At 66.6% G+C, this 24035-nt stretch carries 22 protein-coding genes; 15 read left to right on the forward strand and 7 right to left on the reverse strand.

The window, feature by feature from the left end; translation table 11 throughout:
- Window positions 1-5: 5 nt before the first annotated feature.
- The 5 genes from AC3WLF_RS19915 to AC3WLF_RS19935 form a co-directional block, all read right to left on the reverse strand.
- A complete protein-coding gene (locus AC3WLF_RS19915; protein ID WP_492318876.1) occupies window positions 6-1739 on the reverse strand; it encodes a TRAP transporter large permease in 1734 nt (577 codons plus the stop codon).
- On the reverse strand, window positions 1736-2278 hold the full coding sequence (locus AC3WLF_RS19920) for a TRAP transporter small permease subunit (RefSeq protein ID WP_492351459.1): 543 nt from the start codon (window positions 2276-2278) through the stop codon (window positions 1736-1738). Before AC3WLF_RS19920 ends, AC3WLF_RS19915 begins: the two co-directional genes overlap by 4 nt.
- A gap of 191 nt (window positions 2279-2469) precedes the next feature.
- Window positions 2470-3882 carry an argininosuccinate lyase gene (argH, locus tag AC3WLF_RS19925; protein WP_492318875.1) on the reverse strand — a complete coding sequence of 471 codons (1413 nt, stop codon included), beginning with the start codon at window positions 3880-3882 and terminating at the stop codon, window positions 2470-2472.
- Window positions 3883-4015: 133 nt separating this feature from the next.
- Window positions 4016-4768 (reverse strand): anti-sigma factor, encoded by a 753-nt coding sequence (locus tag AC3WLF_RS19930; RefSeq protein WP_492318874.1) that lies wholly within the window; start codon window positions 4766-4768, stop codon window positions 4016-4018.
- Window positions 4765-5361, reverse strand: a complete 597-nt coding sequence (locus AC3WLF_RS19935) for a sigma-70 family RNA polymerase sigma factor (protein ID WP_010813835.1) — start codon at window positions 5359-5361, stop codon at window positions 4765-4767. Before AC3WLF_RS19935 ends, AC3WLF_RS19930 begins: the two co-directional genes overlap by 4 nt.
- Before the next feature lie 160 nt (window positions 5362-5521).
- Between AC3WLF_RS19935 and AC3WLF_RS19940 the strand changes: the two genes are divergently transcribed.
- A complete protein-coding gene (locus AC3WLF_RS19940; RefSeq protein WP_492358695.1) occupies window positions 5522-6148 on the forward strand; it encodes a ferritin-like domain-containing protein in 627 nt (208 codons plus the stop codon).
- 102 nt (window positions 6149-6250) lie between these two features.
- Here the strand turns inward: AC3WLF_RS19940 and ppc are convergent, their stop codons facing one another.
- Window positions 6251-9289 carry a phosphoenolpyruvate carboxylase gene (ppc, locus tag AC3WLF_RS19945; protein ID WP_492318873.1) on the reverse strand — a complete coding sequence of 1013 codons (3039 nt, stop codon included), beginning with the start codon at window positions 9287-9289 and terminating at the stop codon, window positions 6251-6253.
- Between the two features lie 74 nt (window positions 9290-9363).
- Here ppc and hemC point away from each other — a divergent pair, with 74 nt between their 5' ends.
- The 10 genes from hemC (at window position 9364) to AC3WLF_RS19995 (ending at window position 19444) form a co-directional block, all read left to right on the forward strand.
- Window positions 9364-10377 carry a hydroxymethylbilane synthase gene (gene hemC, locus AC3WLF_RS19950; protein WP_492356369.1) on the forward strand — a complete coding sequence of 338 codons (1014 nt, stop codon included), beginning with the start codon at window positions 9364-9366 and terminating at the stop codon, window positions 10375-10377.
- Window positions 10378-10386: 9 nt separating this feature from the next.
- A complete protein-coding gene (gene hemDX / locus AC3WLF_RS19955) occupies window positions 10387-12507 on the forward strand; it encodes a fused uroporphyrinogen-III synthase HemD/membrane protein HemX (protein WP_492358696.1) in 2121 nt (706 codons plus the stop codon).
- A 4-nt stretch (window positions 12508-12511) separates the two neighbouring features.
- Window positions 12512-13702, forward strand: a complete 1191-nt coding sequence (locus AC3WLF_RS19960) for a heme biosynthesis protein HemY (RefSeq protein WP_492356371.1) — start codon at window positions 12512-12514, stop codon at window positions 13700-13702.
- 159 nt (window positions 13703-13861) lie between these two features.
- Window positions 13862-14569: a pseudouridine synthase gene (locus AC3WLF_RS19965; protein WP_492356372.1), complete on the forward strand. Its 708-nt coding sequence runs from the start codon at window positions 13862-13864 to the stop codon at window positions 14567-14569.
- A gap of 102 nt (window positions 14570-14671) precedes the next feature.
- Window positions 14672-15244 carry a YqgE/AlgH family protein gene (locus AC3WLF_RS19970; RefSeq protein ID WP_010813828.1) on the forward strand — a complete coding sequence of 191 codons (573 nt, stop codon included), beginning with the start codon at window positions 14672-14674 and terminating at the stop codon, window positions 15242-15244.
- Window positions 15237-15662, forward strand: a complete 426-nt coding sequence (gene ruvX, locus AC3WLF_RS19975; RefSeq protein ID WP_012353630.1) for a Holliday junction resolvase RuvX — start codon at window positions 15237-15239, stop codon at window positions 15660-15662. Before AC3WLF_RS19970 ends, ruvX begins: the two co-directional genes overlap by 8 nt.
- Entirely contained in the window at window positions 15659-16195 is a 537-nt protein-coding gene (gene pyrR, locus AC3WLF_RS19980) for a bifunctional pyr operon transcriptional regulator/uracil phosphoribosyltransferase PyrR (protein ID WP_492318869.1), read from the forward strand. Before ruvX ends, pyrR begins: the two co-directional genes overlap by 4 nt.
- A gap of 92 nt (window positions 16196-16287) precedes the next feature.
- Window positions 16288-17262, forward strand: a complete 975-nt coding sequence (locus tag AC3WLF_RS19985; protein WP_010813825.1) for an aspartate carbamoyltransferase catalytic subunit — start codon at window positions 16288-16290, stop codon at window positions 17260-17262.
- Between the two features lie 68 nt (window positions 17263-17330).
- A complete protein-coding gene (locus AC3WLF_RS19990; RefSeq protein WP_492351450.1) occupies window positions 17331-18614 on the forward strand; it encodes a dihydroorotase in 1284 nt (427 codons plus the stop codon).
- On the forward strand, window positions 18611-19444 hold the full coding sequence (locus AC3WLF_RS19995; protein WP_013957748.1) for a lysophospholipid acyltransferase family protein: 834 nt from the start codon (window positions 18611-18613) through the stop codon (window positions 19442-19444). The genes AC3WLF_RS19990 and AC3WLF_RS19995 overlap by 4 nt, the downstream gene beginning before the upstream one ends.
- A 35-nt stretch (window positions 19445-19479) precedes the next feature.
- Here AC3WLF_RS19995 and AC3WLF_RS20000 read toward each other — a convergent pair whose 3' ends face one another.
- A complete protein-coding gene (locus tag AC3WLF_RS20000; protein ID WP_492358697.1) occupies window positions 19480-20328 on the reverse strand; it encodes a symmetrical bis(5'-nucleosyl)-tetraphosphatase in 849 nt (282 codons plus the stop codon).
- Window positions 20329-20529: 201 nt separating this feature from the next.
- Here AC3WLF_RS20000 and rfbB point away from each other — a divergent pair, with 201 nt between their 5' ends.
- From rfbB to rfbC, 4 genes are read left to right on the forward strand one after another with little or no spacing between them, the layout of a single operon-like run.
- Complete coding sequence (rfbB, locus tag AC3WLF_RS20005; RefSeq protein WP_492358698.1) at window positions 20530-21594, forward strand: dTDP-glucose 4,6-dehydratase; 1065 nt, start codon at window positions 20530-20532, stop codon at window positions 21592-21594.
- Window positions 21584-22498 (forward strand): dTDP-4-dehydrorhamnose reductase, encoded by a 915-nt coding sequence (rfbD, locus tag AC3WLF_RS20010; protein WP_492358699.1) that lies wholly within the window; start codon window positions 21584-21586, stop codon window positions 22496-22498. The genes rfbB and rfbD overlap by 11 nt, the downstream gene beginning before the upstream one ends.
- An 11-nt stretch (window positions 22499-22509) precedes the next feature.
- The gene (rfbA, locus tag AC3WLF_RS20015) at window positions 22510-23388 is read left to right on the forward strand and encodes a glucose-1-phosphate thymidylyltransferase RfbA (protein ID WP_492358700.1); all 879 of its coding nucleotides are present in this window, start codon (window positions 22510-22512) and stop codon (window positions 23386-23388) included.
- Between the two features lie 24 nt (window positions 23389-23412).
- Complete coding sequence (gene rfbC, locus AC3WLF_RS20020; protein ID WP_492358701.1) at window positions 23413-23970, forward strand: dTDP-4-dehydrorhamnose 3,5-epimerase; 558 nt, start codon at window positions 23413-23415, stop codon at window positions 23968-23970.
- The last annotated feature ends 65 nt before the right edge of the window (window positions 23971-24035 follow it).

Raw genomic sequence — 24035 nt, forward strand, 5'->3', positions numbered from 1 at the left:
CCGGCTCAGTTCTTCTTTTCGAACTCGAACTGCGGTGTCGCGGGCTCAGGTGCCGGTGCCGCGCCTGGCAGTTCCAGCGAACCCGGCGGGGCGGCCGGTCCTGGCGCCGACGCCGGTTTCTCCGGCTCTGCGCCAAGCGGGATACTGACCTCCGCCGCGTTGCTGTGCTTGAGCGAACCCTTGTCCAGCAGCCCTGTCACCATGCCCGGCCAGAACATCACCAGCAGCACCATCGCCATCTGCAGCCCGACCCAGGGCAGGGCACCCCAGTAGATGTCGGAGCTCTTCACTTCCTTCGGCGCGATGCCACGCAGGTAGAACAGCGCGAAGCCGAACGGCGGGTGCATGAACGAGGTCTGCATGTTCACGCACAGCATCACGCCGAACCACACCAGTGCCGCCGTCGCCGCGGCTTCCGGGTTGCCGCCCATGGAGTCGGCCACCACCGGTGCCAACACCTTGACCGCCACCGGCGCCAGCATCGGCACCACGATGAAGGCGATTTCGAAGAAGTCCAGGAAGAAGGCCAGGAAGAAGATAAACAGGTTCACCACGATCAGGAAGCCGATCCAGCCGCCTGGCAGCGAGGTGAACAGATGCTCCACCCAGGCGCCGCCGTCCACACCCTGGAACACCACCGAGAAGCAGGTGGAGCCGATCAGGATGAACACCACCATCGCGGTGATGCGCGCGGTCGACTGGTAGGCATCGACGATCAGCAGGCGCAGCTCGGTCATCTGGCCGGCGCGCAGCAGCAGCCAGAGGATGACCAGGTACACCACCGCCAGCGGGATGCGGAACACGTGCGAGCCGAAGGCGAAGAAGCCCACCGCCGCGGCCACCAGCGTGGCGGCGATGCCGACGCGGTAGATCTGGCGGTCGATCCGGGTAAAGGCCTTGTCGCGGATCACTGCCAGCACCAGCGCGCCGACCGCACCCATGGCGCCGGATTCCGTCGGCGTGGCAATGCCCAGCATGATGGTGCCCAGCACCAGGAAGATCAGCACTGCGCAGGGGATAATGCCGCGCAGGCATTTGCGCCACAGCGGCCAGCCGCGCAGCGTGCGCGCTTCGGCGGGAACCGGCGGCAGCCAGTCGGGCTTGAAGCGCGTCAGGAAGAAGGTGTAGAGCGCAAACAGCGCGATCTGGATCACCGACGGGCCCCAGGCGCCCAGGTACATGCTGCCCACGTCGGCGCTGCCCATCGGGGTCTTGAGCTGGTCTGCCAGCACCACCAGCACCAGCGACGGCGGCACCAGCTGCGTGATGGTGCCCGATGCGGCCAGCACGCCGGTGGCGTACTTCATGTTGTAGCGGTAGCGCATCATCACCGGCAGCGAGATCATCGCCATGGCGATCACCTGTGCGGCCACCGTGCCGGTGATCGCACCCAGGATAAAGCCGACCAGGATCACCGAGTAGCCCAGGCCGCCGCGCACCGGGCCGAACAGCTGGCCCATGGAGTCCAGCATGTCCTCGGCCAGCCCGCATTTCTCCAGGATGGCGCCCATGAAAGTGAAGAACGGGATCGCCAGCAGCAGCTCGTTGGCCAGCACGCTGCCGAACACGCGGCTCGGCACGGCCTGCAGGAAGCTGGCCGGGAAGTAACCCCATTCGATTGCCAGGAAGCCGAAGGCCAGGCCCACCGCCGACAGCGAGAACGCGACCGGGAAGCCGATCAGCATGAACAGCACCAGGCCGCCGAACATCATCGGCGGCATATATTCCAACGGAATCATTGAACCGGCCTCTCGTACTTGGATTCGATGCGCACCAGGCCCTTGAGGGCGGCGAAGCGCTTGATCAGTTCGGACACGCCCTGCAGCGTCAGCAGGGCAAAGCCGATGGGCACCACCAGCTTGATCGGGTAACGCGGCAGGCCGCCGGAATTGCCCGATTGCTCGAGGATGCGCCACGAGGGCAGAAACAGCGATTCCCACGACAGCCAGGTGAACAGCACGCACGAGGGCAGCAGGAATACGACGATGCCGAAGATGTCGATCCAGTGCTGCGCGCGTTCCGACACGTTGCCGTAGAACAGGTCTACGCGCACGTGCTCATTGCGCTGGAAGGTGTAGGAGGCGCCGAACATCACGGCAATGGCAAACATATACCACTGCAGTTCGAGTGGCCAGTTGTCGCTCAAGTTGAAGCCATAGCGCAGAAGGGCGTTGCCTGCGCTGATCAGGCACGACAGCAGGATCATGATGTTTGCAAGCCTGCCAGTGTGCTGATTCAACCTGTCGATCTGTCGTGACAGACCAAGCAAGTAATACATGGGTTGTCTCCCCGGTTTTTGCGGCGCCTAGTTTATCTGTAACAAAATTCGCAGGCGCTAGGGGCTACTACCTACGGGGGCGACGAGATTGCGCCAGAATGGGGAACGCCAACAAAAAAAGCCACCAGGCTCGCGCCGCGGTGGCTTCTTCTTGCGCAAAACTTACGCGAAACTTACAGGGGGTCCCGCTGTTACAGCGCCGCGCGCGCGGCCGCGATGGCGGCGCGCACCTGCGCCGGCGCCGTGCCGCCGATATGGTCGCGCGCGGCGACCGAGCCTTCCAGCGTCAGCACCGCGTGCACGTCGTCGCCGATCAGCGCGGCCTTGTCGCCCAGGCCCGAGACCTCGCGCAGCTCGGCCACGCTCAGGTCGGCCAGGTCGCACTGGCGGCTGTCGCAGGCGCGCACCGCGTGGGCCACGGCTTCGTGGGCGTCGCGGAAGGGCAGGCCCTTCTTGACCAGGTAGTCGGCCAGGTCGGTGGCGGTGGCGTAGCCCTGCAGCGCGGCGGCGCGCATCGCTTCGGGCTTGACGGTGATGCCCGGCACCATGTCGGCAAAGATGCGCAATGTGTCCACGACGGTATCGACCGTATCGAACAGCGGCTCCTTGTCTTCCTGGTTGTCCTTGTTGTACGCCAGCGGCTGGCCCTTCATCAGCGTCAGCAGGCCGATCAGGTGGCCGTTGACGCGGCCGGTCTTGCCGCGCGCCAGTTCGGGCACGTCGGGGTTCTTCTTCTGCGGCATGATCGAGCTGCCGGTGCAGAAGCGGTCGGCGATGTCGATAAAGCCCACGCGCGGGCTCATCCACAGCACCAGCTCTTCCGAGAAGCGCGACACGTGCGTCATCACCAGCGCGGCGGCGGCGCAGAACTCGATGGCGAAGTCGCGGTCCGACACGGCGTCCAGCGAGTTGCGGCACACGCCGTCGAAGCCAAGCTGCTGCGCCACGAACTCGCGGTCGATCGGGTAGCTGGTGCCGGCCAGCGCGGCGGCGCCCAGCGGCAGGCGGTTGACGCGCTTGCGGCAGTCGGCCATGCGCTCGGCATCGCGCGTGAACATCTCGTTGTAAGCCAGCAGGTGATGGCCGAAGGTGACGGGCTGCGCCACCTGCAGGTGGGTGAAGCCCGGCAGGATGGTGTCGGCATGCTTATCCGCCAGGTCCAGCAGCGAAATGCGCAGCGCGCCGAGCAGGGCGACGATGTTGTCGATCTCGCTGCGCAGCCACAGGCGGATATCGGTGGCGACCTGGTCATTGCGCGAGCGGCCGGTGTGCAGGCGCTTGCCGGCATCGCCCACCAGCGCGGTCAGGCGCGCCTCGATGTTCAGGTGGACGTCTTCCAGGTCCAGCTTCCACTCGAAGCCGCCGGCCTCGATCTCGGCGCTGATCTGCGCCATGCCGCGCTCGATCTCGGCGCGGTCGGCCTCGGCGATGATGCCCTGCTTTGCCAGCATGGCCGCGTGGGCCAGCGAGCCCTGGATGTCGAACAGGGCCAGGCGCTTGTCGAAGAACACCGAGGCGGTGTAGCGCTTCACCAGGTCGGACATCGGTTCGGAGAAGCGGGCGGACCAGGCTTCGCCTTTCTTGGCAAGTTGGGAGGTGGACATGGACGTCGGCTGCAGTGGCTCGCGCGGGCAGGCGCCGGCGTGCGGACGGCGGCGGGCGCGAGAAATTGGGAAACGGCGATTATATCGCCCGCCGGCCCGCTGGCGGCGTCGGCCGGCGCGGCAGCGCCGTTCATCAGAGCCGGCTGTGGATCACAGGCCCCTTGAACACCACCGGGCCGCTTGGCCCATCGGCATTGGGCGAGCCGCCCGGCGGCTCGATGCTGACCGCCAGCGCGGGCACCGCCGCGGGCAGTTGCGCCAGCGCCAGCCGGGCTTCGGGTGTCCGGCCGATCACGCCCAGCGACTGCGGCTTGCCGCTTGCAGGCAGCGCCCACAATTGCAATACCTGCTCGTCGCTCAGCGCCAGGTGATCCAGGCGGCGCACGATCAGGCTGCGTGCGCCGGCATCCCACAACACCAGCATCGCAGGCTGGGCACGGTCGTCGTTCAGCACGGCGACGACCTCGGCCGGCGCCGCCTGATCCTGTCGGGCCAGCTGGATGCCGATGCCGACGGCCAGCACCGCCACCATGGCCATTGCCGCGGCGGCGCCACGCCAGAACACCGGGGCCGACCACAGGCGCTGCCACCAGCCGTCCGCGGGGCGGGTGTCAGGGGCCGGGCGGTCCGGCTGACCGACCTGATCTGCCACCTTCCAGCCGAGGCGATCCTCGATCCCGCACCATACCTTGTCGACCGGCTCGGCGGCCGCCTGCAACTCGGCCACGCCCGCCAGCCGCGCCTGCCAGCGGTGTATCGCGGCGCGCACCGCGGGCTCTTCGCGTGCGAGTTGTTCCAGGCGGCGCCGTGCGCCGCCGCGCAGCACCCCCAGCGCGTACTGCGCGGCGATGCGGTCGAGCAGGTCGGGATGGCTGGCCAGCTTCATGCCGCGCCCTCCATGCAGCTGCGCAGCCGCTCCAGGCCGCGCCGGATCCAGGACTTGACCGTTCCCAGCGGCGCGCGCAGGCGGGCGGCCAGCTCGGCGTGGCTCAGGTCCTGCAGGTAGGCCAGCATGATGGCCTGGCGCTGCGGCTGCTCCAGGCGCTGCAGGCAGCGGTTGAGCGCGCGTGCCTGCTGGCTGGCATCGGCCAGTTCCGCGGGCCCGGCAGTGTCGTCGGCCAGCCATTCGCCCAGGTCTTCGTCAAGCTCGACCGTCTGCCCGACGCGTGCCGCGCTCGCCCGGCGCAGGCAGTCCAGCGCGCGGTTGCGCACGATCGCGGTCATCCAGGTCATCGGCGCGGCCAGGTGCGGCCGGTAGTCGCCGGCGTGGTGCCAGATGCTGACAAAGCTTTCCTGCACGACATCCTCCGCCCAATCGCGCCTGCCAGTGATACGCAGCGCAAGGCCAAACAGTTTCGTCGCGGTGAGGTCATAGAGGCCGCGCAGCGCCTGCCGCTCGCCGATGGCCACGGCCTGGAGCAGGGCCGCAAGCCGCTCGGCGCCGGGCGGCGCGGCGTAGGTTTCGGCGGAAGGGGACACCGGAGAGGGGGGCACCGGGGCGTCTCGCGAAAGGGTGTTGCCGGATTATAGGCACGACCTTGCATCCGATTGGCCCCGGCGTGCGTATCAGATGGCAGGCGCACGATGGCGGCCCCAGGCTGCGGGCCGCGGCGCCGTTGATCCCACACAGGAGAACACCATGGAACGCATGCGCACGACTGCCGCCACGGCAGATCCGGCCGATTCCCGTGACCGCATTGTGACCGCGCCCGATGCGCGCCGCCGCGGGCTGCTCAAGGCGCCGGGCCTGTTCGCACTGGGCTCGCTCGCCGTCATCAGCCTAGGCGAGTCCATGCCGGCCTGGGCGCAGACCCAGTCGGGCAGCACCAGGGACGACATCAATATCCTGAACACCGCGCTGGGACTGGAATACCAGGCGATCGCCGCCTACCAGGTGGGCGCGGAAAGCGGCCTGCTGCAAAAGCCGGTGCTCGCCACCGCGGTCAAGTTCCAGGACCACCACAAGGCGCACGCGCAGGTGCTGGCCGGGACGGTGTCGAAGCTGGGCGGCACGCCGGTGGTGGCGAAGAAGGCGTCGGAATACACCTTCCCGACTGAAAAGCTGAAGACCCAGGCCGATGTGCTGCGCTTTGCCGCGGGGCTGGAGAAGGGCGCCACCGCAGCCTACCTGGGCGTGCTGCCGAACTTCCACAACCGCGAACTGACCCGCGCCGCCGGCAGCATCCTCGGGGACGAGGCGATGCACTGGGCGGTGCTGCTGCACGCGCTGGGTGAAGATCCGGTGCCGGGGGCGTTTGTGGGGTGAGGGGTCAGACTGGCGCCATTTGAAAGAGCTGCCGCCCGATGTGGAAGCGCCCCTCTCCCGCTCGCGGGAGAGGGGCGCAGACCGGCAGCATTCTGACGCCAATCAGCCCGTATTGCGCAGGCCCGCCGCGACCCCGTTGATGGTCAGGTGGATGCCGCGCCGCACCCGGATGTCATCGCCATCCTTGCCCGAGCGGAAGCGCTTGAGCAGCTCGACCTGCAAGTGGTTCAGCGGATCGAGATACGCAAAGCGGTTCTTGATCGAGCGCGCCAGCAGCGGGTTGTCCGCCAGGCGTTCCTGGTGGCCGGTGACCAGCGTCAGCATCTCGCAGGTCAGGTGCCATTCCTTGCTGATGCGGTTGAACACGGTGCGGCGCAGGGCCGCGTCGTCGCACAGCTGGGCGTAGCGCGAGGCCACGGCCAGGTCGGTCTTGGCCAGCACCATGTCCATGTTGGACAGCAGCGTCGAGAAGAACGGCCAGGTCTTGACCATGCGGCGCAGCGTGGTCACGGCCAGCTTGCGCGCCTTGTCGTCCGGCGCGGTGTCCAGCAGCGACTTGACCGCGCTGCCGAAGCCGTACCAGCCCGGCAGCAGCAGCCGGCACTGGCCCCACGAGAAGCCCCACGGAATCGCCCGCAGGTCTTCGATGCGGCGGTTCTTCTTGTCCATGAGCTTGCGCGAGGCCGGGCGCGAACCCAGGTTCAGGTCGGCAATCTCGGTGATCGGCGTGGTGGCGAAGAAGTAGTCCTTGAAGCCGGGGGTCTCGTAGACCAGGTCGCGGTAGGCGGTGAAGGCCCGGTCCGACAGCTGCTGCATCACGGCCTCGAACATGTCGAGGTCCCTGGGTGCGTTCTGCTGCGGCAGCAGCGAGGCTTCCAGCGTGGCGGCGACCACGGTTTCCAGGTTGCGCCGGCCGATCTCGGCGTTGGCGAACTTGCTGTTGATGATCTCGCCCTGCTCGGTCAGCCGGATCTGGCCGTTCACCGTGCCCGGCGGCTGCGACAGGATGGCCTGGTAGGTCGGGCCGCCGCCGCGGCCGACGGTGCCGCCGCGGCCGTGGAACAGGCGCAGCTTGACCTGGCGCTGCTCGAACAGCTGCACCAGCTCCAGCTCGGCCTTGTACAGCTCCCAGGTTGAAGTCAGGAAGCCGCCGTCCTTGTTCGAGTCCGAGTAGCCCAGCATCACTTCCTGCTCGACGCCATGGTGCGCGATCACCGAGTCGAAGCCCGGCAGGTCCAGCAGCGACTGCATGATGCCGGCGGCGTTGCGCAAGTCCTCGATGGTCTCGAACAGCGGGATCACCATCAGTTCCATGCGCGCCGGGTCGGTCTTGCTGCCCAGCGTGCCCTGCAGCATGCCGGATTCCTTCTGCAGCAGCATCACTTCGACCAGGTCCGACAGGGTCTCGGTGTGCGAGATGATGTAGTTGCGCGCAATGCGCTTGCCATAGCGCGCGCGCAGCTCGCGCGCGGCGGCGAAGATCGCCAGTTCCTTGCGGGTCTGCTCGGAATACTCGTGCCACGGCAGCGTCAGCAGGCGCGGCTGGCGCAGTTCGGCCAGCAGCAGTTCCAGCTTGCGCGCCTCGGGCAGGGCGGCGTAGTCGGGGGCGATGCCGGCGGCGGCGAACAGCTCGGCGATGACCGCCTCGTGCACGTCCGAGACCTGGCGCATGTCGACCGATGCCAGGTGGAAGCCGAACACGCCGATGGCGCGCGCCAGCGCGTCGATACGGCCATTGGCCAGCGCCTGGCCATGGTTGGCGCGCAGCGAGTCGACCACCACCTGCACGTCGGCGGCAAAGGCCTCGGCGCTGTCATAGGGCTCGGCCGGCGCCACCGGGCGGCGCGGCACGGCGTGGCCGGTCAGCGCCTTGCTGGTTGCGGCCAGGCGCGCGTAGATGCCGATCAGCGCGCGGCGGTAGGGTTCGTCGGCGCGATGCTCGGAGTGGTCGGGCGAGCGCTCGGCCAGCGCCAGCAGTTCCGGGCTGGCGTCGACCATCAGCGTCGACATCGACAGCTCCGCGCCCAGCGCATGGACCTCATCCAGGTACCAGTCGATGATCATCTGCCCCTGCTGGCTGGCGGCGTGCTCCAGCGTCTCGGCGGTGACGTTGGGGTTGCCGTCGCGGTCGCCGCCGATCCAGGAGCCCATCTGCAGGAACGGCGCCAGCGGCGCCGGCTGCGCGCCCGGGGTGCCCTTGCGCTTGCGCGTGGTCGGGAACACCGCGGCGATGTCTTCTTCCAGCTCGCTCATCAGCTGCGGGATGCCGCGCAGGAAGCAGGTGCGGTAGTAGGACAGGGCGTTTTCGATCTCGTCGGCCACCGTCAGGCGCGAATCGCGCAGCATGCGGGTCTGCCACAGCGTGGTGACCTTGGCGCGCAGCTGCGCGGTGTTGTGGTCGCGCTCGCGCGCGGTCATCGGCAGGTCGCGCTCGGCCAGCAGGCGGGCGATCTCGCGTTCGGCGTCGAGAATGCTCTTGCGCTGGACTTCGGTCGGGTGCGCGGTCAGCACCGGCACGATCAGAGCCTCGTCCAGGAACTTGCGCAGCTGCTTGCCAGTCACGCCGGCGGCGTCGATCGCCTCCAGCGCGTGGGCCAGGCTGCCCGCCTGCGGCGGCGAGCCGGCCAGCGCGTGCACGCGGCGGCGGCGGTTGTGGTGCTGGTCCTCGGCGATATTGGCCAGGTGCGAGAAATAGCTGAAGGCGCGCACGACCTGGTTGGTCTGGTCGCGTGACAGGCGCTTGAGCAGGCGGTCCAGCTCCGCGCCGGCGGCGCGGTCGTTCTCGCGGCGGAAACGCACCGCGGTCTGGCGGATGGTCTCGACCACCTCGAAGGCGGCGTCGCCTTCCTGTTCGCGCAGGCATTCGCCCAGCAGGCGGCCCAGGAAGCGGATGTCCTCGCGCAGCGGCACGTCCTTGTCGGCGGTGCGGCGGGCGGTGGGGGCGATGGTGGTTCCGTTGCTCGACACGATGGAAAGCTTGGGCTTGGGGGAACGTTTGGTCCCGCTGCGGCTGGCGGGGCGTTTCGGTTCGGCGGTGGATGCGCCGTTTGCGTCACCCTGGCCGGCGCCGAGGGCAGGGCTTTGGTCTTTCGCAGCCGGGGCGGTCCGCCGGCCGTTGGGGCGCGCAGCATGCTGCGTCATGCAATCTCCTCGTTCTGCTTCTAGCTTATCTATTGATGCGGAGGGACTATTGGGTCGCGTGCTACCATTGACGCATGTCGTCTGCCACCCTGTCTTCCTCTACCGCTGTCGTGTCTCGCAATCTTCCGCAAAAGCTCGTCATTGCCTCCCGAGAGAGCCGTCTGGCCCTGTGGCAGGCAGAACATGTGCGTGCTGCATTGCAACAATACTATCCCGCGTGCGACGTGTCCATTCTTGGCATGACCACGCGCGGAGACCAGATTCTAGACCGTACGCTGTCCAAAGTCGGCGGCAAGGGTCTGTTTGTCAAAGAACTGGAGTTCGCGATGGACGAAGGCCGGGCGGACCTGGCGGTGCATTCGCTCAAGGATGTGCCGATGGAGTTGCCCGAAGGCTTCGCCCTGACCGCGGTGATGGAACGCGAGGATCCGCGCGACGCGCTGGTGTCTTCCGCCTACGCCTCGCTGGACGAGATGCCGGCCGGCACCGTGGTCGGCACCTCCAGCCTGCGCCGTGAAGCCGCGCTGCGCAGCCGCTATCCGCAGCTGGTGATCAAGCCGCTGCGCGGCAACCTGGACACGCGGCTGGGCAAGCTGGATCGCGGCGAATACGGCGCCATCATCCTGGCCGCCGCCGGCCTCAAGCGCCTGGGCCTGGGCGAGCGCATCCGCGCGCTGATCCCGATCGAGGTGTCGCTGCCGGCCGCAGGCCAGGGCGCCCTCGGCATCGAGATCCTGGCCAACCGGCCTGAACTTGCGCAATGGCTGGCGCCCCTGAACCACCAGCCGACGGCGCTGGCCGTGAGCGCCGAGCGCGCCGTGTCGCGCATGCTGGGCGGCTCGTGCCAGGTGCCGCTGGCCGCCCATGCGCGCTGGGAAGGCGATCAGCTGAAGCTGGACGCCTTTGTCGCCTTGCCCGATGGCACGCGCGCCATCCGCGCTGCCGCGTCCGGCCCGGCAGTTGACCTGGCCGCCGCCGAAGCGCTTGGCCAGGCCTGCGCGCGCGACCTGCTGGCGCAGGGTGCCGCAGCCATCCTCGCGGCACTGGCCGATTCTGGCGATCCCGCCGGCTCCCAAGCTCCTGCCTGAGGCTGCCCCATGCCCAGCCCGACCGTCGTTGTCACACGACCCGCCGGGCAGTCCCGGCAACTGACCGAGGCGCTGCAGGCCGCGGGCCTGGACGTACTCAGCTTTCCCTTGCTGGGCATCGGCCCGGCCGTTGACGACGCGCCGCTGCGCGCGGCGCTGGTGCGGCTGAACACCTTCGCGCTGGTGGTCTTTGTCAGTCCCAATGCCATTGCCTACGCGCTCGACACACTGGCTGGCGTGCAGGGCGTGGCCGTGGCCCAATGGCCGGCGCAGGTGCCGGTGGCGGTGGTCGGGCCGGCCAGCGTCGCGGCCCTGGCCGAGCGCGGCATCGCGCCGCCCGCGTGCCGGGTGATCGCGCCCGCGGGCGCTGCCGCAAACGGGCAGGGCCCCGATGACGCCGCACCGGAGGCCGAAGCGCTGCGCTTCGACTCCGAGGCCCTGTGGGCCCAGCTCGATCCCGCCGCGCTGGCGGGCAAGCCGGTCCTGATCATCCGCGGCAACGGCGGGCGCGACTGGCTGGGCGACCGCCTGCGCGAGGCCGGCGCCCAGGTCGAGGCCGTCAAGGCCTACCAGCGCACGCTGCCCGAACCCAGCGCCATGCAGTGGCAGGCCGTGCGCGACAACCTGCGTCCCGGCGCGGCGCCGCATGCGTGGCTCCTAACCAGTTCTGAAGCGGTGCGCAACCTTGACGCGCTGGCACGCCAGCATCTGTCGCCTGAGGAAGACGCTGCCCTGCGGCAGGTGCAGTGCATCGCGCCGCATGCGAGAATCGCCGAACAGGCGCTGGCGCTGGGCTTTCCCCATATCCTGCGCGCCGCCCCGGGCGATGCCGGCCTGCTGGCGGCGTGCCTGCAGTGGGCCGATGCCCATGCCGGTCCGGCGCCGGCAAGCATGGCCAGCGCGGCAATCGACGCCAGCCCGCCCAGCGCCACAGCCGAAGCGCCGCCGGCCCCCGTGCCGGACGCAGCAGTTCCCGCAACGTCAACGAAGGTCGAACGCGTGACGCAAGAAACCACGTCCTCCTCCGCTACGCCGCCGCCCACGGCGGCCTCCGCAGCATCGGCGCAAGCAGCGTCCGCGCCGGGCCCCGCTACCCCCGCTGCTCCCAGTGCAGCCTCACGGCGGTCCGCTGCGTTGTGGGCGCTCGTCGCCGTGCTGGTGGTGGCGACGGCTGGCGGCTTCTGGTGGCTGCAGCAGCGCGTTGACCACCTGACCGGCGAGCTCGCGCGCCGCCAGCAAAGCAATGATGCGCTGGTGCAGGAGTCGCGCGTGCTCACCCGCAACGCGCAGGACACGGTCAAGGAACTGCAGGCCAAGGTCGGTGCACTGGAGAACCAGGTCGGAGAGACCCGCGACAAGCAGGTGGCGCTGGAACAGGTCTACCAGGACCTGATGCGCAACCGCGACGACTGGGAAATCGCCGAGATCCAGCAGTTGCTGACCAGTGCCGGCCAGCAACTGCAGCTGACCGGCAACGTGCAGGTGGCGCTGGCCGCGCTGCAAAGCGCCGACGCCCGCCTGGCGCGCGCCGACAAGCCGCAATACAACCTGCTGCGCCGCGCCATCGCGCGCGACGTCGCGCGCATGAAGGCGGTGCCCGACACCGACCTGACCGGCTCTGCAATTAAACTGGACGAGGCCATCAACCAGGTCGACTCACTGCCGCTGCTGTCCAGCGAACGCATGCTGGAGCGCAGCGAGGCCGACGCCCGCAAGGGCGCCGCGGCCAACGGTGCCAGCGCGCCGGCCGCCGCCAACGGCGCGGGCCCGGGCTGGTTCACGCGCCTGTGGGATTACCTGCGCGAAGAACTGGCGCAGGTGGTCCGCATCCGCAAGGTCGACGACGCCGAGGCGCTGCTGCTGTCTGGCGACCAGGGCTGGTTCCTGCGCGAGAACGTCAAGCTGCGCCTGCTCAATGCGCGCCTGGCATTGCTGTCGCGCAACGAACCCGTGTTCCGCAACGACCTGGCCGCCGCGCAGGCGATGATCGGCCGCTATTTCGATACCAAGTCGCGCCGGGTGCAGGGGGTGCTGACGCTGCTGCGGCAGGCGCAGGCCGGCGCGGTCACGGTGCAGTTGCCGACCATGTCCGAAAGCCTGGGCGCGCTGCATGCCCTGAAGAAGGAGTAAGCCCATGCGCCTTCTGTTCTGGGTTGCGGTCCTGTTTGGCGGCGCCGTCGGGCTGGCCCTGTTCACGCAGTTCAACCACAGCAATGTGGTGCTGTTCTATCCGCCGTATCGCGTCGAGCTGTCGCTGAACCTGGCGCTGGCCTTGCTGCTGTTGCTGTTCTTCGTGGTGTGGACGGTGATGTCCACCGTCCGCCATCTGGCCGACATGCCGCGCCGCGCCGCCGCCTACCGCGAGCGCAGCCGCATGAGCAAGGCACAGGCGGCGCTGCGCGAGTCGATCGAAAACCTGTTTGCCGGCCGCTTCGCCCGCGCCGAGCGCGCCGCGCGCGAGGCGCAGTCCTGGGACGACCAGGCCCAGACCGCCGCGCTGATCGGCGCCCGCGCCGCGCACCGGATGCAGGAAACCGAGCGGCGCGACGCCTGGATGGCGCAGGTCACCGACCCCGAGCGCGAGCAGGCGCGGCTGGTGTCGATGGCCGAGTTGCTGGTCGATGCCCGCGACGCCGACGGCGCGCTGGAGACCATCGCCCAGCTGCAGTCGCAGGGTGCGCGCCAGATCCACGTGCAGCGCATCGCGTTGCGCGCGCACCAGCACCTGAAGAACTGGACCGAGGTGCTGCGCCTGGCGCGCTCGCTGGAAAAGCGCAACGCGCTGCATCCGGTGCTGGCGCTGCGGCTCAAGCAGATGGCCGTCGAAGCCATGCTGGAGGAACGCCGCCACGACGCCGACGCGCTGACCGAGTTCTGGCGCTCATTGTCCGCCGACGAACGCCGCGCCACCCGCATCGCCGAACCCGCGGCGCGTTACTTCGCGGCGCTGGGCCGGCAGAATGAAGCCCGCCGCATCATCGAAGACGCGCTCAAGGTCAACTGGGACAGCCGCCTGGTGCTGCGCTATGCCGATTGCGCCGTTCCCGGCCACGCGCTGCCGCAGATCCAGCAGGCCGAGAAGTGGCTGGCCGCGCATCCCGCCGACGCCGACCTCTACTACTCGCTGGGCGTGCTGTGCCTGGGCGAGAAGCTGTGGGGCAAGGCCCAGTCCAGCTTCGAGCGCGCACTGAAATATGCCGAGCCCGACCAGCAGCGCCGGCTGCGCGTGCGCACGCACCTGGCGCTGGCGCGGCTTTTTGAGGAAACCGAGCGCTTCGACGACGCGCAGCGACATTATCGCGAGAGCGCGATGCTGGCGGCCTGAGGATTTCAGGCGCTCGCGAACTCACCGCTGACAAAGCCTGCAAACTGACGGCTTGCTCCCTCTTCCGCTTGCTGGAGAGGGAGCACACAAACGGTTGCCCAGAGCTCCGTGGCGCTTGTCATCCCGGGCCATCAACCATCCTTACGTACTTTCCATTCCATGACACTCGACCGCATCCTCCAATCCCAGGGCTTTGGCACGCGCCGGTACTGCGGCGACCTGATCGCCGCCGGGCTGGTCGAGGTCAACGGCGAACTGTGCGAAGACCCGCGCGCGCAGTTTGAAGTCGACGGCCTGCGGCTCACCGTCGACGGCGAGGAATGGCTGGCCTGCACCAAGGCCTACCTGATGCTGAACAAGCCCACCGGCTACGAGTGCTCGCAGCGTCCGCGCCATCATCCCAGCGTCTACAACCTGCTGCCGGTGCCGCTGCGCCAGCGCGAGGTGCAGGCCGTGGGGCGGCTGGACCACGACACCACCGGATTGCTGCTGCTGACCGACGATGGCCAGTTCATCCACGCCCAGACCTCGCCCAAGCGCAAGGTGCCCAAGATCTATGAAGTGACGACCGCCGAGCCGGTCACGCCGGAGCAGGCCGATGCGCTGTGCAGTGGCGTGCAGCTGCTCGACGAACCGGCACCGATCGCGGCAGAAGCGTGTGAGATCACCGGCGAACGCAGCCTGCGGCTGACCCTGGTGCAAGGCAAGTACCATCAGGTCAAGCGCATGGTGGCGGCGGCCGGCAACCATGTCAGCGCGCTGCATCGCAGCGCCATTGGCGGCCTGCAGCTCGATCCGGCCCTGGCCGAAGGTGAGTGGCGCTGGCTGACGGCACAAGAGCTGGCCGCCCTGACCCGCAAGGATTGAGCCAAACGGCAGTTCCAGAGCGTGGCCGGGCGCTCATTGCTGCACTGCAGCGCCCGCCAATCTTTTCCGGAAGACCCCCGGCGATTTGATAAAATGCAAGGCATGGCGAAGCCCGAAGCACCTATCAATCTGACCAATCAGTTCCTGATTGCCATGCCTGGCATGGCCGATCCGACCTTTTCGGGTTCCGTCGTCTATATCTGCGAACACAATGAGCGTGGCGCGCTCGGGCTGGTGATCAACCGGCCCATCGACATCGACATGGCCACGCTGTTCGACAAGATCGACCTCAAGCTTGAAATCCAGCCAGTCGCGCACCAGCCGGTCTACTTCGGCGGCCCGGTGCAGACCGAGCGCGGTTTCGTGCTGCATGACCCGGTGGGCGTCTATGTGTCGTCGCTGGCCGTGCCCGGCGGGCTGGAGATGACCACCTCCAAGGACGTGCTCGAGGCCGTGGCCAACGGCAGCGGCCCGCACCGCTTCCTGCTGACGCTGGGTTACTCCGGCTGGGGCGCCGGCCAGCTGGAGGAAGAGCTCAGCCGCAACGGCTGGCTGACGGTCCAGGCCGACCCCGAGATCATCTTCAGCGTGCCGCCCGACGATCGCTTCGCCGCCGCCATCCGGCTGCTGGGCATCGACTTCACCATGCTGTCCGGCGAGGCCGGGCATGCCTGATGCCGTGGGGCGTGAACTGCCCCGCGACGGCACGGTCCTGGCATTCGACTACGGCGAAAAAAAGATCGGCGTTGCGCTGGGCAACTTCATCACGCGCGAGGCGCGTGCGCTGACCATTCTCCCCAATATCACCGTGGAAGGCCGCTTCGAGGCCGTGGCGGCGCTCATCCAGGCGTGGAACCCGGTGCAGCTGATCGTCGGCATGCCGGTCAACCCCGAAGGGGGCGAGCAGCCCTCGATGAAGCTGGCGCGGCGTTTCGGCAACCAGCTCAACGGCCGCTTCGGCCTGCCGGTGGAGTGGGTGGACGAGCGCTATACCTCGCGCGCCGCGTCGATGGCCGGCGCCCGCCGCGGCGAGCTCGATGCCGAGGCCGCCCGCATCATCCTGCAACAGTATTTCGACCAATTCCCGCTATGACGCAGATTTCCGTTCCCGACGCCGAGTCGCTGTACCGCAAGCTGCTGGACCAGGCCCGGGCCCTGATCCCCGAGGCCGAGCGTGCGCGCTGGTCGGTGGCCGGCATCCATTCTGGCGGCGCATGGATCGCCGCGCGGCTGGCCGCTGACCTGAAGCTGCCCGAGCATGGCGTGATCAACGTTGCCTTCCATCGCGACGACTATGCCAAGAAGGGCCTGCACAGCCAGGCCCAGCCGACCACGCTGCCGTTTTCGGTGGATGACCGCAACATCCTGCTGATCGACGATGTGCTGGCCACCGGCCGCACCATCCGTGCCGCCGTCAACGAGCTGTTCGACTACGGCCGCCCCGCGCGCGTGGCGCTGGGCGTGCTGGTCGACCGCGGCGGGCGCCAGCTGCCGATTGCCGCCGACCTGACTGCCGCCGAGATGGCGCTGCCGCCCGGCACCACGCTGGTGCTGTCGCGCCAGGGCGAGGGTGCCGGCGCACAATTCGCCTTTGCGACCGAACCTACCGATTCCGCCACCGGCTAAACCGGCCCGCATGCCCCAGGCGCGCCCGTGCGCGCCTGGCCCCCAGCTCCGAGACCAGACCACCCCCGTTTTTTGCCCGCGCCCGACCAGCCATGACCAAGACGTTCCGCAACCCGCAGCTCACCAAGAACGGCGAACTGAAGCACCTGTTGTCGATCGAGGGGTTGTCGCGTGACATGATCACGCACATCCTCGACACCGCCAGCCAGTTCGTATCGCTGTCCGACTCAGACCGCGATGTCAAGAAGGTGCCGCTGCTGCGCGGCAAGAGCGTGTTCAACCTGTTCTTCGAGAACTCCACCCGCACCCGCACCACTTTCGAGATCGCCGCCAAGCGGCTGTCGGCGGACGTGCTGAACCTGAACATCAACGCCTCGTCGACCAGCAAGGGCGAGTCGCTGCTGGACACCATCAACAACCTGTCGGCGATGTCCGCCGACATGTTCGTGGTGCGCCATGCCAGCTCGGGCGCACCTTACCTGATCGCCGAGCACGTCGCGCCGCACGTGCACGTGATCAATGCCGGCGACGGCCGCCACGCGCACCCGACGCAAGGCCTGCTGGACATGTACACGATCCGGCACTTCAAGAAGGATTTCACCAACCTGACGGTGGCCATCGTCGGCGACATCCTGCACTCGCGCGTGGCACGCTCCGACATCCACGCGCTGACCACGCTGGGCGTGCCCGAAGTGCGCGCCATCGGTCCGCGCACGCTGCTGCCGTCGGGGCTGGAGCAGATGGGCGTGCGCGTCTTCCACGACATGGAAGAGGGCCTGAAGGGCGTGGACGTGGTCATCATGCTGCGGCTGCAGAACGAGCGCATGAGCGGCGCGCTGCTGCCGTCGGCGCAGGAATACTTCAAGGCCTATGGCCTCACGCCCGAGCGCCTGGCACTGGCCAATCGCGACGCCATCGTGATGCACCCGGGACCCATGAACCGTGGCGTCGAGATCGATTCCGCCGTGGCCGACGGCCCGCAGTCCGTGATCCTGAACCAGGTGACCTTTGGCATCGCCGTGCGCATGGCGGTGATGGGCATCGTGGCCGGGAACAGCGACGAATGACAACAGGGCTGACCCACGAAACGCGCCAGACCACACCGAACCAGCCAAGCGACACGACAAGCCAAGCTATGAAGATTCACATCAAGGGCGGCCGCCTGATCGATCCGGCCAGCAACACCGACGCCACGCAGGACCTCTACATCGCCGCCGGCAAGATCGTCGGCGTTGGCAGCGCCCCGGCGGACTTCACCGCCAACAAGACCGTCGATGCCAGCGGCCTGATCGTGTGCCCCGGCCTGGTCGACCTGTCCGCGCGCCTGCGCGAGCCCGGCTACGAATACAAGGCCACGCTCGAATCCGAAGTGGCCGCCGCCACCGCCGGCGGCGTGACCAGCCTGGTCTGCCCGCCCGATACCGATCCGGTGCTCGACGAACCGGGCCTGGTGGAAATGCTGAAGTTCCGCGCCCGAACCCTGAACCAGACCCACGTGTACCCGCTGGGCGCGCTGACGCTGGGCCTGAAGGGCGAGACGCTGACCGAGATGAACCAGCTGACGGAAGCCGGCTGCGTCGGCTTCAGCCAGGCCGAGGCCCCTGTCCTCAACACCCAGGTGCTGCTGCGCGCGCTGCAGTACGCCCAGACCTTCGGCTTCACCGTCTGGCTGCGCCCGGAAGACCCGTTCCTGGGCGGCGGCGTCGCCGCCAGCGGCGCGGTGGCATCGCGCCTGGGCCTGTCCGGCGTGTCAGTGATCGCCGAAACCGTGCGCCTGCACACCATCTTCGAACTGATGCGCAGCACCGGCGCGCGCGTGCACCTGTGCCGCCTGTCGTCCGCCGCCGGGCTGGAACTGGTGCGCCAGGCCAAGCGCGAAGGCCTGAAAGTGACCTGCGACGTCAATATCCACCACGTCTCGCTGACCGACATGGATATCGGCTACTTCAACTCGCAGATGCGCTTCTCGCCACCGCTGCGCAGCCCGCGCGACCGCGACGCCATCGTCGCCGCGCTGGCCGACGGCACCATCGACGCCCTGTGCTCCGACCACACGCCAGTGGACGACGACGAGAAGCTGCTGCCGTTCGCCGAGGCATCGCCGGGCGCAACCGGCCTGGAACTGCTGCTGCCGCTGACCCTGCGCTGGGCCGCCGAGCACAAGGTCCCGCTGGTCCAGGCACTGGCCCGCATCACCGCCGAACCCGCGCGCGTGATCGGCCTGAAGGCCGGCACCCTGGCCGTCGGCAGCGCCGCCGACGTGTGCGTGTTCGACCCCAGGCAGGTCTGGAAGGTCGACCGCCGCTCCATCAAGAGCCAGGGCAAGAACTCACCGTGGCTCGGCTACGAGATGGAAGGCAAGGTCCGCATGACCCTGGTCGGCGGGCAAGTCGTCTACGGAAACCACGCCCACGCATGATCTGGCTGCGCAAGACCGCGCTGGTGCTGCACCTGCTGCGCGGGCTGGTGACCTGCGCCTTGCTGTTCCCGTGGCTGGGCGTGCGCACGCGCGAGTGGCATATTCGCCGCTGGTCACGGCGGTTGCTGCGGATTTGCGGGGTGGAGGTCGAAGTGGTGGACGCCACCGGCGCAGCGTCGCACGGCGCTGGCCGCCAGGGCGCGATGGTGGTTTCCAACCATATTTCATGGCTGGATATCTACGTCATCCACAGCTGGCAGCCGGTGCGGTTTGTCGCCAAGTCAGAGATACGCGACTGGCCGCTGATCGGCTGGCTGTGCGGCAAGACGGGAACGATCTTCATCGAACGGGCGCGCAAGCGTGACGCCCACCGCGTGCTGCACGACATCACCGACGTGATGCTGCAGGGCGACCTCGTCGGCGTGTTCCCGGAAGGCACCACGACCGACGGCACCGAGGTGCTGCCATTCCACGCCAACCTGATGCAGGCGCCGATTTCTGGCGGGTTGCCCGTGCAGCCTCTGGGACTGAACTACCTCGATGCCGCTACGGGGCAACCAACACTTGCCGCCGCCTACATCGGCGAGACCACATTGCTGCAGTCACTGGAAGCGGTCTTGCGCGCACCCCGAATCAAGGCCAGGCTGGTAATCGGGCCTGCGCTGGTGCCGGCCTCGGGCGACCGCCGCGAGCTTGCGAACTCCGCCAGGGAGGTGGTCGCCCACCTCAGCCAGGGCGCGCCGGAACACGCTGCCGCCGCGGCCCGACGGCTGAACCACCCCGTCGAGCCCGGCGGCGTGCCCCAGCCAAGCTCCGCTGCCATCAGCTAGCCGTCCTGTCGTCCCCGCCAACGCGGGATTGCCAGTCAGGCCAGCGGGTCACAATATTGCGGGCAATCAACCTGAACGACGGTCCGTTCGGCAGGATCCTGTGCCAACCGGGCCGCCGTCAGCTTGCCACCCCAGACGCAGCCAGTATCCAGCGCCATCAGATTCGGCCGCATGACCAGGCCCAGCGTCGACCAATGGCCGCATACCACGGTCACATCCTCGGTACGCCGCCCCGGCACGTCGAACCACGGCATGAACCCGTCCGGCGCCTTGCCCAGGCCTTCCTTGGTCTTGAAGTCCATCACGCCATCGACAGTGCAGTAGCGCAGCCGGGTGAGGGCATTGACCACCACCCGGTGGCGTTCGATGCCGCGCAGGCCGTCGTGCCAGCGGTCGGAGGCGTTGCCGAAGATGTCGGCGAGGAAGCGTTGCCAGTTGGGGCCTTGGAGTTGATCTTCGACTTCGCGGGCGAGGTCGATGACCTGGGTGGCGGTCCATTGGGGGAGGACGCCGGCGTGGACCAGGAGGAAGTTGTTTTCCAGCAGGGCCAGGGGGCGGTGGCGGAGCCAGGTTAGCAAGTCCTCACGGTCGGGGGCGGTCAGGATGTCGTCCAGGGTGTCGGATTTGCCTTTTTTGCGGACGCCGGCGGCGACGGCGAGGAGGTGGATGTCGTGGTTGCCGAGGACGGTTTCGGCGCGGCTGCCCATAGCGCGGATGGCACGGAGGGTTTGGAGGGAGGCTGGGCCGCGGTTGACCAGGTCACCGACGAAGCGGAGGGCTGGCGGGGTCGGCAATTCTGCCAGTAGTGTGTCCAGTGAGGCGGCACAACCTTGTAGGTCGCCGACAGCGTGGAGTGTCGAAAGTGGCACTTTATTGTTGAGCATCAGAACGGGAGAAAAACTATTTCGCTTCTATTGGAAGTTTTGTGGCCGATATAACGTGGCATGGTTACATGAGGCTACAAAAAGAGGGAGAGGGGATGTAAGTTAGAGCAATCGGATAGAAGACCGCCACTTCTGCAGGCACTTAATGCCCCGCTCGGCTTTTGTCGGGTCATCGAAACATATCGAGGCAAGGAGCAAGTCTTGTCGCATATTTTGGTCACAGGCGGTGCCGGGTTTATCGGCGCCAATTTCGTTCTAGCATGGCTGGGCGAAAAATCGGCCGATGGGGTCATCAACGTCGATAAGCTTACCTATGCAGGCAACCGGAAGACGCTGGCGTCGGTCGAGGACGATCCGCGGCACGTGTTCTCGCAAACGGATATTTGTGACCGTGACGCCCTGGACAAGATCTTCGCCACCTGCAAGCCGCGTGCAGTTGTGCACTTCGCGGCGGAAAGCCATGTAGACCGGTCCATCCATGGTCCGGGCGAATTCATCCAGACGAATATCGTCGGCACCTTCATGCTCCTGGAAGCGGCCCGCGCTTACTGGGGCAGCCTCGAAGGGCAGGCCAAGTCGGACTTCCGCTTCCTCCACGTCTCGACCGACGAGGTGTTCGGCTCGCTGAGCGAAACCGACCCGCAGTTCTCGGAGACTACGCCTTACGCGCCCAACAGCCCGTACTCGGCATCCAAGGCTGCATCGGATCACCTGGTGCGCGCCTATCACCATACCTACGGGCTGCCGGTCCTGACGACGAACTGCTCCAACAATTACGGCCCGTACCACTTCCCGGAAAAGCTGATCCCGCTGATTATTGCCAATGCGCTGGCGGGCAAGCCACTGCCGATCTATGGCGATGGGCTGAATGTGCGCGACTGGCTGTACGTACGCGATCACTGCTCGGCGATCCGCGAGGTGCTGGCCAAGGGACGGCTCGGCGAAACCTACAACGTCGGCGGCTGGAACGAGAAAACCAATCTCGACGTGGTGCACACGCTGTGCGATCTGCTGGACGAACTGCGTCCCAAGACCACCGGTTCTTACCGCGACCAGATTACCTTCGTGAAGGATCGTCCGGGGCATGACCGCCGCTATGCCATCGATGCTCGCAAGCTGGAGCGCGAGTTGGGTTGGAAGCCGGCGGAGACGTTTGAATCCGGCATGCGCAAGACGGTGCAGTGGTACCTGGATAACCAGGGGTGGGTGCAGGACGTGATGTCTGGCGATTATCGGCACTGGGTGGCGAAGCAATATGCAGCGTAATCCGGCGGCTCCGACCATTCTCGTAACGGGCAGCAACGGGCAGGTGGGGTTCGAGCTGCGCCGGAGCCTCGCGCCGCTGGGCAATGTGGTGGCACTGGGTCGCACCGGTTGCGACATGTCTCGTCCGGACGCGCTCCGCCGTGTGGTGCGTGACTACCGGCCCGACGTGATCGTCAACCCGGCCGCCTACACCGCGGTGGACAAGGCCGAAACCGAGTCGGAGCTGGCCTTTGCCATCAACGGTACCGCCGCCGGCATCCTGGCCGAGGAGGCCAAGGCGCTCGGCAGCCTGCTGGTCCACTATTCGACCGACTACGTCTTCGACGGCACGAAGGATGGTCCATATAACGAGACTGATTCGGTTAATCCGAAGTCGGTCTATGGCAAGAGCAAGCTGGCGGGGGAACAAGCAATTGCAGCGAGCGGTGCCCAAGCGCTGATTCTGCGCACTTGCTGGGTGGCCGGCGCCCACGGCGGCAACTTTGCCAAGACCATGTTACGGCTCGGCAAAGAGCGCGACAGCCTGCGCGTCATTGCCGACCAGTTCGGTGCGCCGACGACCGCATCGCTGATTGCTGATGTCACGGCGCAAATTGTGGCACGCCACTGGCTGGCCGCCGATCGCGATGCTTTCAAGTCTGGGATCTATCACCTGGCCGCGGCAGGCGAAACTACCTGGCACGCCTACGCCACGGAAGTGCTGCGGTACGCCAAGGCGCGCGGCGTCGAACTGAAAGCCGACCCCGAACAGATAGAAGCGATTTCGGCAACCGCATATCCGCTGCCCGCGCCGCGCCCGGCCAACTCGCGGCTCGATACCACGCGCGTGCGCGAAACTTTCGACGTCCATCTTCCGGACTGGAAGCAGGGTATCCATTACCTGCTGGACCAGATCCTTCCCTGACAGGCATCACCATGCGCAAAGGCATTATCCTGGCCGGAGGCTCCGGCACGCGACTCTACCCGATCACGCGGTCTGTGTCGAAGCAGTTGCTGCCGGTCTACGACAAGCCGATGATCTACTATCCGCTGTCCACGCTGATGCTGGCTGGGATCCGGGACATCTTGCTCATTTCGACTCCGGAAGACACGCCACGTTTTTCCAATATGCTCGGCGACGGCAGCAAATGGGGCATCAATCTGCAGTACGCAGTGCAGCCGTCGCCTGATGGATTGGCACAGGCGTTTATCATTGGTAGGCAATTCGTTGGCCATGATCCCAGTACGCTGATCTTGGGAGACAACATTTTTCATGGACACGATCTAGTGAGCCAGTTGGCGCGTTCCGTAAGTCAGTCTGAGGGTGCGACTGTTTTCGCTTATCACGTGCACGATCCTGAGCGCTATGGTGTGGTGGAGTTTGACGAAGACTTCCGCGCTGTCTCGCTGGAAGAGAAGCCAGTCACTCCCCGCTCAAACTATGCGGTAACCGGACTTTATTTCTACGACAATCATGTCTGCGACATTGCGGCGGAAATCAGGCCGTCTTCGCGAGGAGAGTTGGAGATTACCGACGTAAATAAGCGGTATCTCGAGATGCTCAAGCTGAATGTGGAGATCATGGGGCGCGGCTATGCCTGGCTGGACACCGGGACGCACGACTCGCTACTGGAAGCGGCCAGCTTCATCGCAACATTGCAGAACCGGCAAGGGCTGATGGTGGCATGTCCGGAGGAAATTGCCTACCGGAGCAAATGGATCAGTGCCGAGGAGGTGGCAGCGTTAGCCCATCCACTTGCGAAAAACGCCTATGGAGAATATCTGCAACGCATTGTTTCTGAATCGATTAAGTAAGAGAAAACGGCGTACATCACCACTATGAATCTCAGAATTGTTCAGACGGCCATTCCCGATGTGCTAATTCTAGAGCCGAAGGTATTTGGCGACGACCGCGGGTTCTTCTTCGAAAGCTTCAATGCGCAAAGCTTCGAAGCCGCAACTGGATTGAGGCGCGAGTTTGTACAGGACAATCACTCGCGATCCGCAAAAGGCGTGCTTCGCGGGTTGCACTATCAGGTTCAGCGTGCTCAGGGGAAGCTTGTCCGTGTAGTGGTCGGTGAAGTCTTCGACGTTGCGGTTGATTTACGGAAAAATTCACTGACGTTCGGGAAGTGGGTAGGTTTAAGCCTGTCGGCTGAGAACAAGCGGCAATTGTGGGTGCCAGAAGGCTTTGCGCACGGATTTTTGGTGACATCCGATTGCGCGGAATTTCTGTATAAAACGACTGATTATTACGCGCCTGAATTCGAGCGCTGTGTCCAGTGGGATGACCCGAACATCGCTATCGAGTGGCCGCTTGCGGGAATGGATCCCGTGCTGTCGGATAAGGATCGGCTCGGATCGGCGCTTCTCGACGCCGAATTGTATCAAGGCTAGCTAGCCACTGCTTCCGCAAGGGATATCTGTGATACCGACTCGGTTTCCGACACCCTCGAACCAAA

Source organism: Cupriavidus sp. FW306-01-F10A (assembly GCF_058782785.1).

What these genes read in the sequence shown, in the direction of transcription:
- hemDX (WP_492358696.1), top strand. Translation starts at nt 10,387, where the DNA reads ATGCCCAGCCCGACCGTCGTTGTCACACGACCCGCCGGGCAGTCCCGG.
- AC3WLF_RS19985 (WP_010813825.1), top strand. Translation starts at nt 16,288, where the DNA reads ATGACCAAGACGTTCCGCAACCCGCAGCTCACCAAGAACGGCGAACTG.
- rfbA (WP_492358700.1), top strand. Translation starts at nt 22,510, where the DNA reads ATGCGCAAAGGCATTATCCTGGCCGGAGGCTCCGGCACGCGACTCTAC.
- hemC (WP_492356369.1), top strand. Translation starts at nt 9,364, where the DNA reads ATGTCGTCTGCCACCCTGTCTTCCTCTACCGCTGTCGTGTCTCGCAAT.
- pyrR (WP_492318869.1), top strand. Translation starts at nt 15,659, where the DNA reads ATGACGCAGATTTCCGTTCCCGACGCCGAGTCGCTGTACCGCAAGCTG.
- AC3WLF_RS19940 (WP_492358695.1), top strand. Translation starts at nt 5,522, where the DNA reads ATGGAACGCATGCGCACGACTGCCGCCACGGCAGATCCGGCCGATTCC.
- rfbD (WP_492358699.1), top strand. Translation starts at nt 21,584, where the DNA reads ATGCAGCGTAATCCGGCGGCTCCGACCATTCTCGTAACGGGCAGCAAC.
- argH (WP_492318875.1), bottom strand. Translation starts at nt 3,882, where the DNA reads ATGTCCACCTCCCAACTTGCCAAGAAAGGCGAAGCCTGGTCCGCCCGC.
- AC3WLF_RS19990 (WP_492351450.1), top strand. Translation starts at nt 17,331, where the DNA reads ATGAAGATTCACATCAAGGGCGGCCGCCTGATCGATCCGGCCAGCAAC.
- rfbC (WP_492358701.1), top strand. Translation starts at nt 23,413, where the DNA reads ATGAATCTCAGAATTGTTCAGACGGCCATTCCCGATGTGCTAATTCTA.
- AC3WLF_RS19930 (WP_492318874.1), bottom strand. Translation starts at nt 4,768, where the DNA reads ATGAAGCTGGCCAGCCATCCCGACCTGCTCGACCGCATCGCCGCGCAG.
- AC3WLF_RS19970 (WP_010813828.1), top strand. Translation starts at nt 14,672, where the DNA reads ATGGCGAAGCCCGAAGCACCTATCAATCTGACCAATCAGTTCCTGATT.
- AC3WLF_RS20000 (WP_492358697.1), bottom strand. Translation starts at nt 20,328, where the DNA reads ATGCTCAACAATAAAGTGCCACTTTCGACACTCCACGCTGTCGGCGAC.
- AC3WLF_RS19995 (WP_013957748.1), top strand. Translation starts at nt 18,611, where the DNA reads ATGATCTGGCTGCGCAAGACCGCGCTGGTGCTGCACCTGCTGCGCGGG.
- AC3WLF_RS19965 (WP_492356372.1), top strand. Translation starts at nt 13,862, where the DNA reads ATGACACTCGACCGCATCCTCCAATCCCAGGGCTTTGGCACGCGCCGG.
- AC3WLF_RS19915 (WP_492318876.1), bottom strand. Translation starts at nt 1,739, where the DNA reads ATGATTCCGTTGGAATATATGCCGCCGATGATGTTCGGCGGCCTGGTG.
- AC3WLF_RS19960 (WP_492356371.1), top strand. Translation starts at nt 12,512, where the DNA reads ATGCGCCTTCTGTTCTGGGTTGCGGTCCTGTTTGGCGGCGCCGTCGGG.
- ruvX (WP_012353630.1), top strand. Translation starts at nt 15,237, where the DNA reads ATGCCTGATGCCGTGGGGCGTGAACTGCCCCGCGACGGCACGGTCCTG.
- ppc (WP_492318873.1), bottom strand. Translation starts at nt 9,289, where the DNA reads ATGACGCAGCATGCTGCGCGCCCCAACGGCCGGCGGACCGCCCCGGCT.
- AC3WLF_RS19920 (WP_492351459.1), bottom strand. Translation starts at nt 2,278, where the DNA reads ATGTATTACTTGCTTGGTCTGTCACGACAGATCGACAGGTTGAATCAG.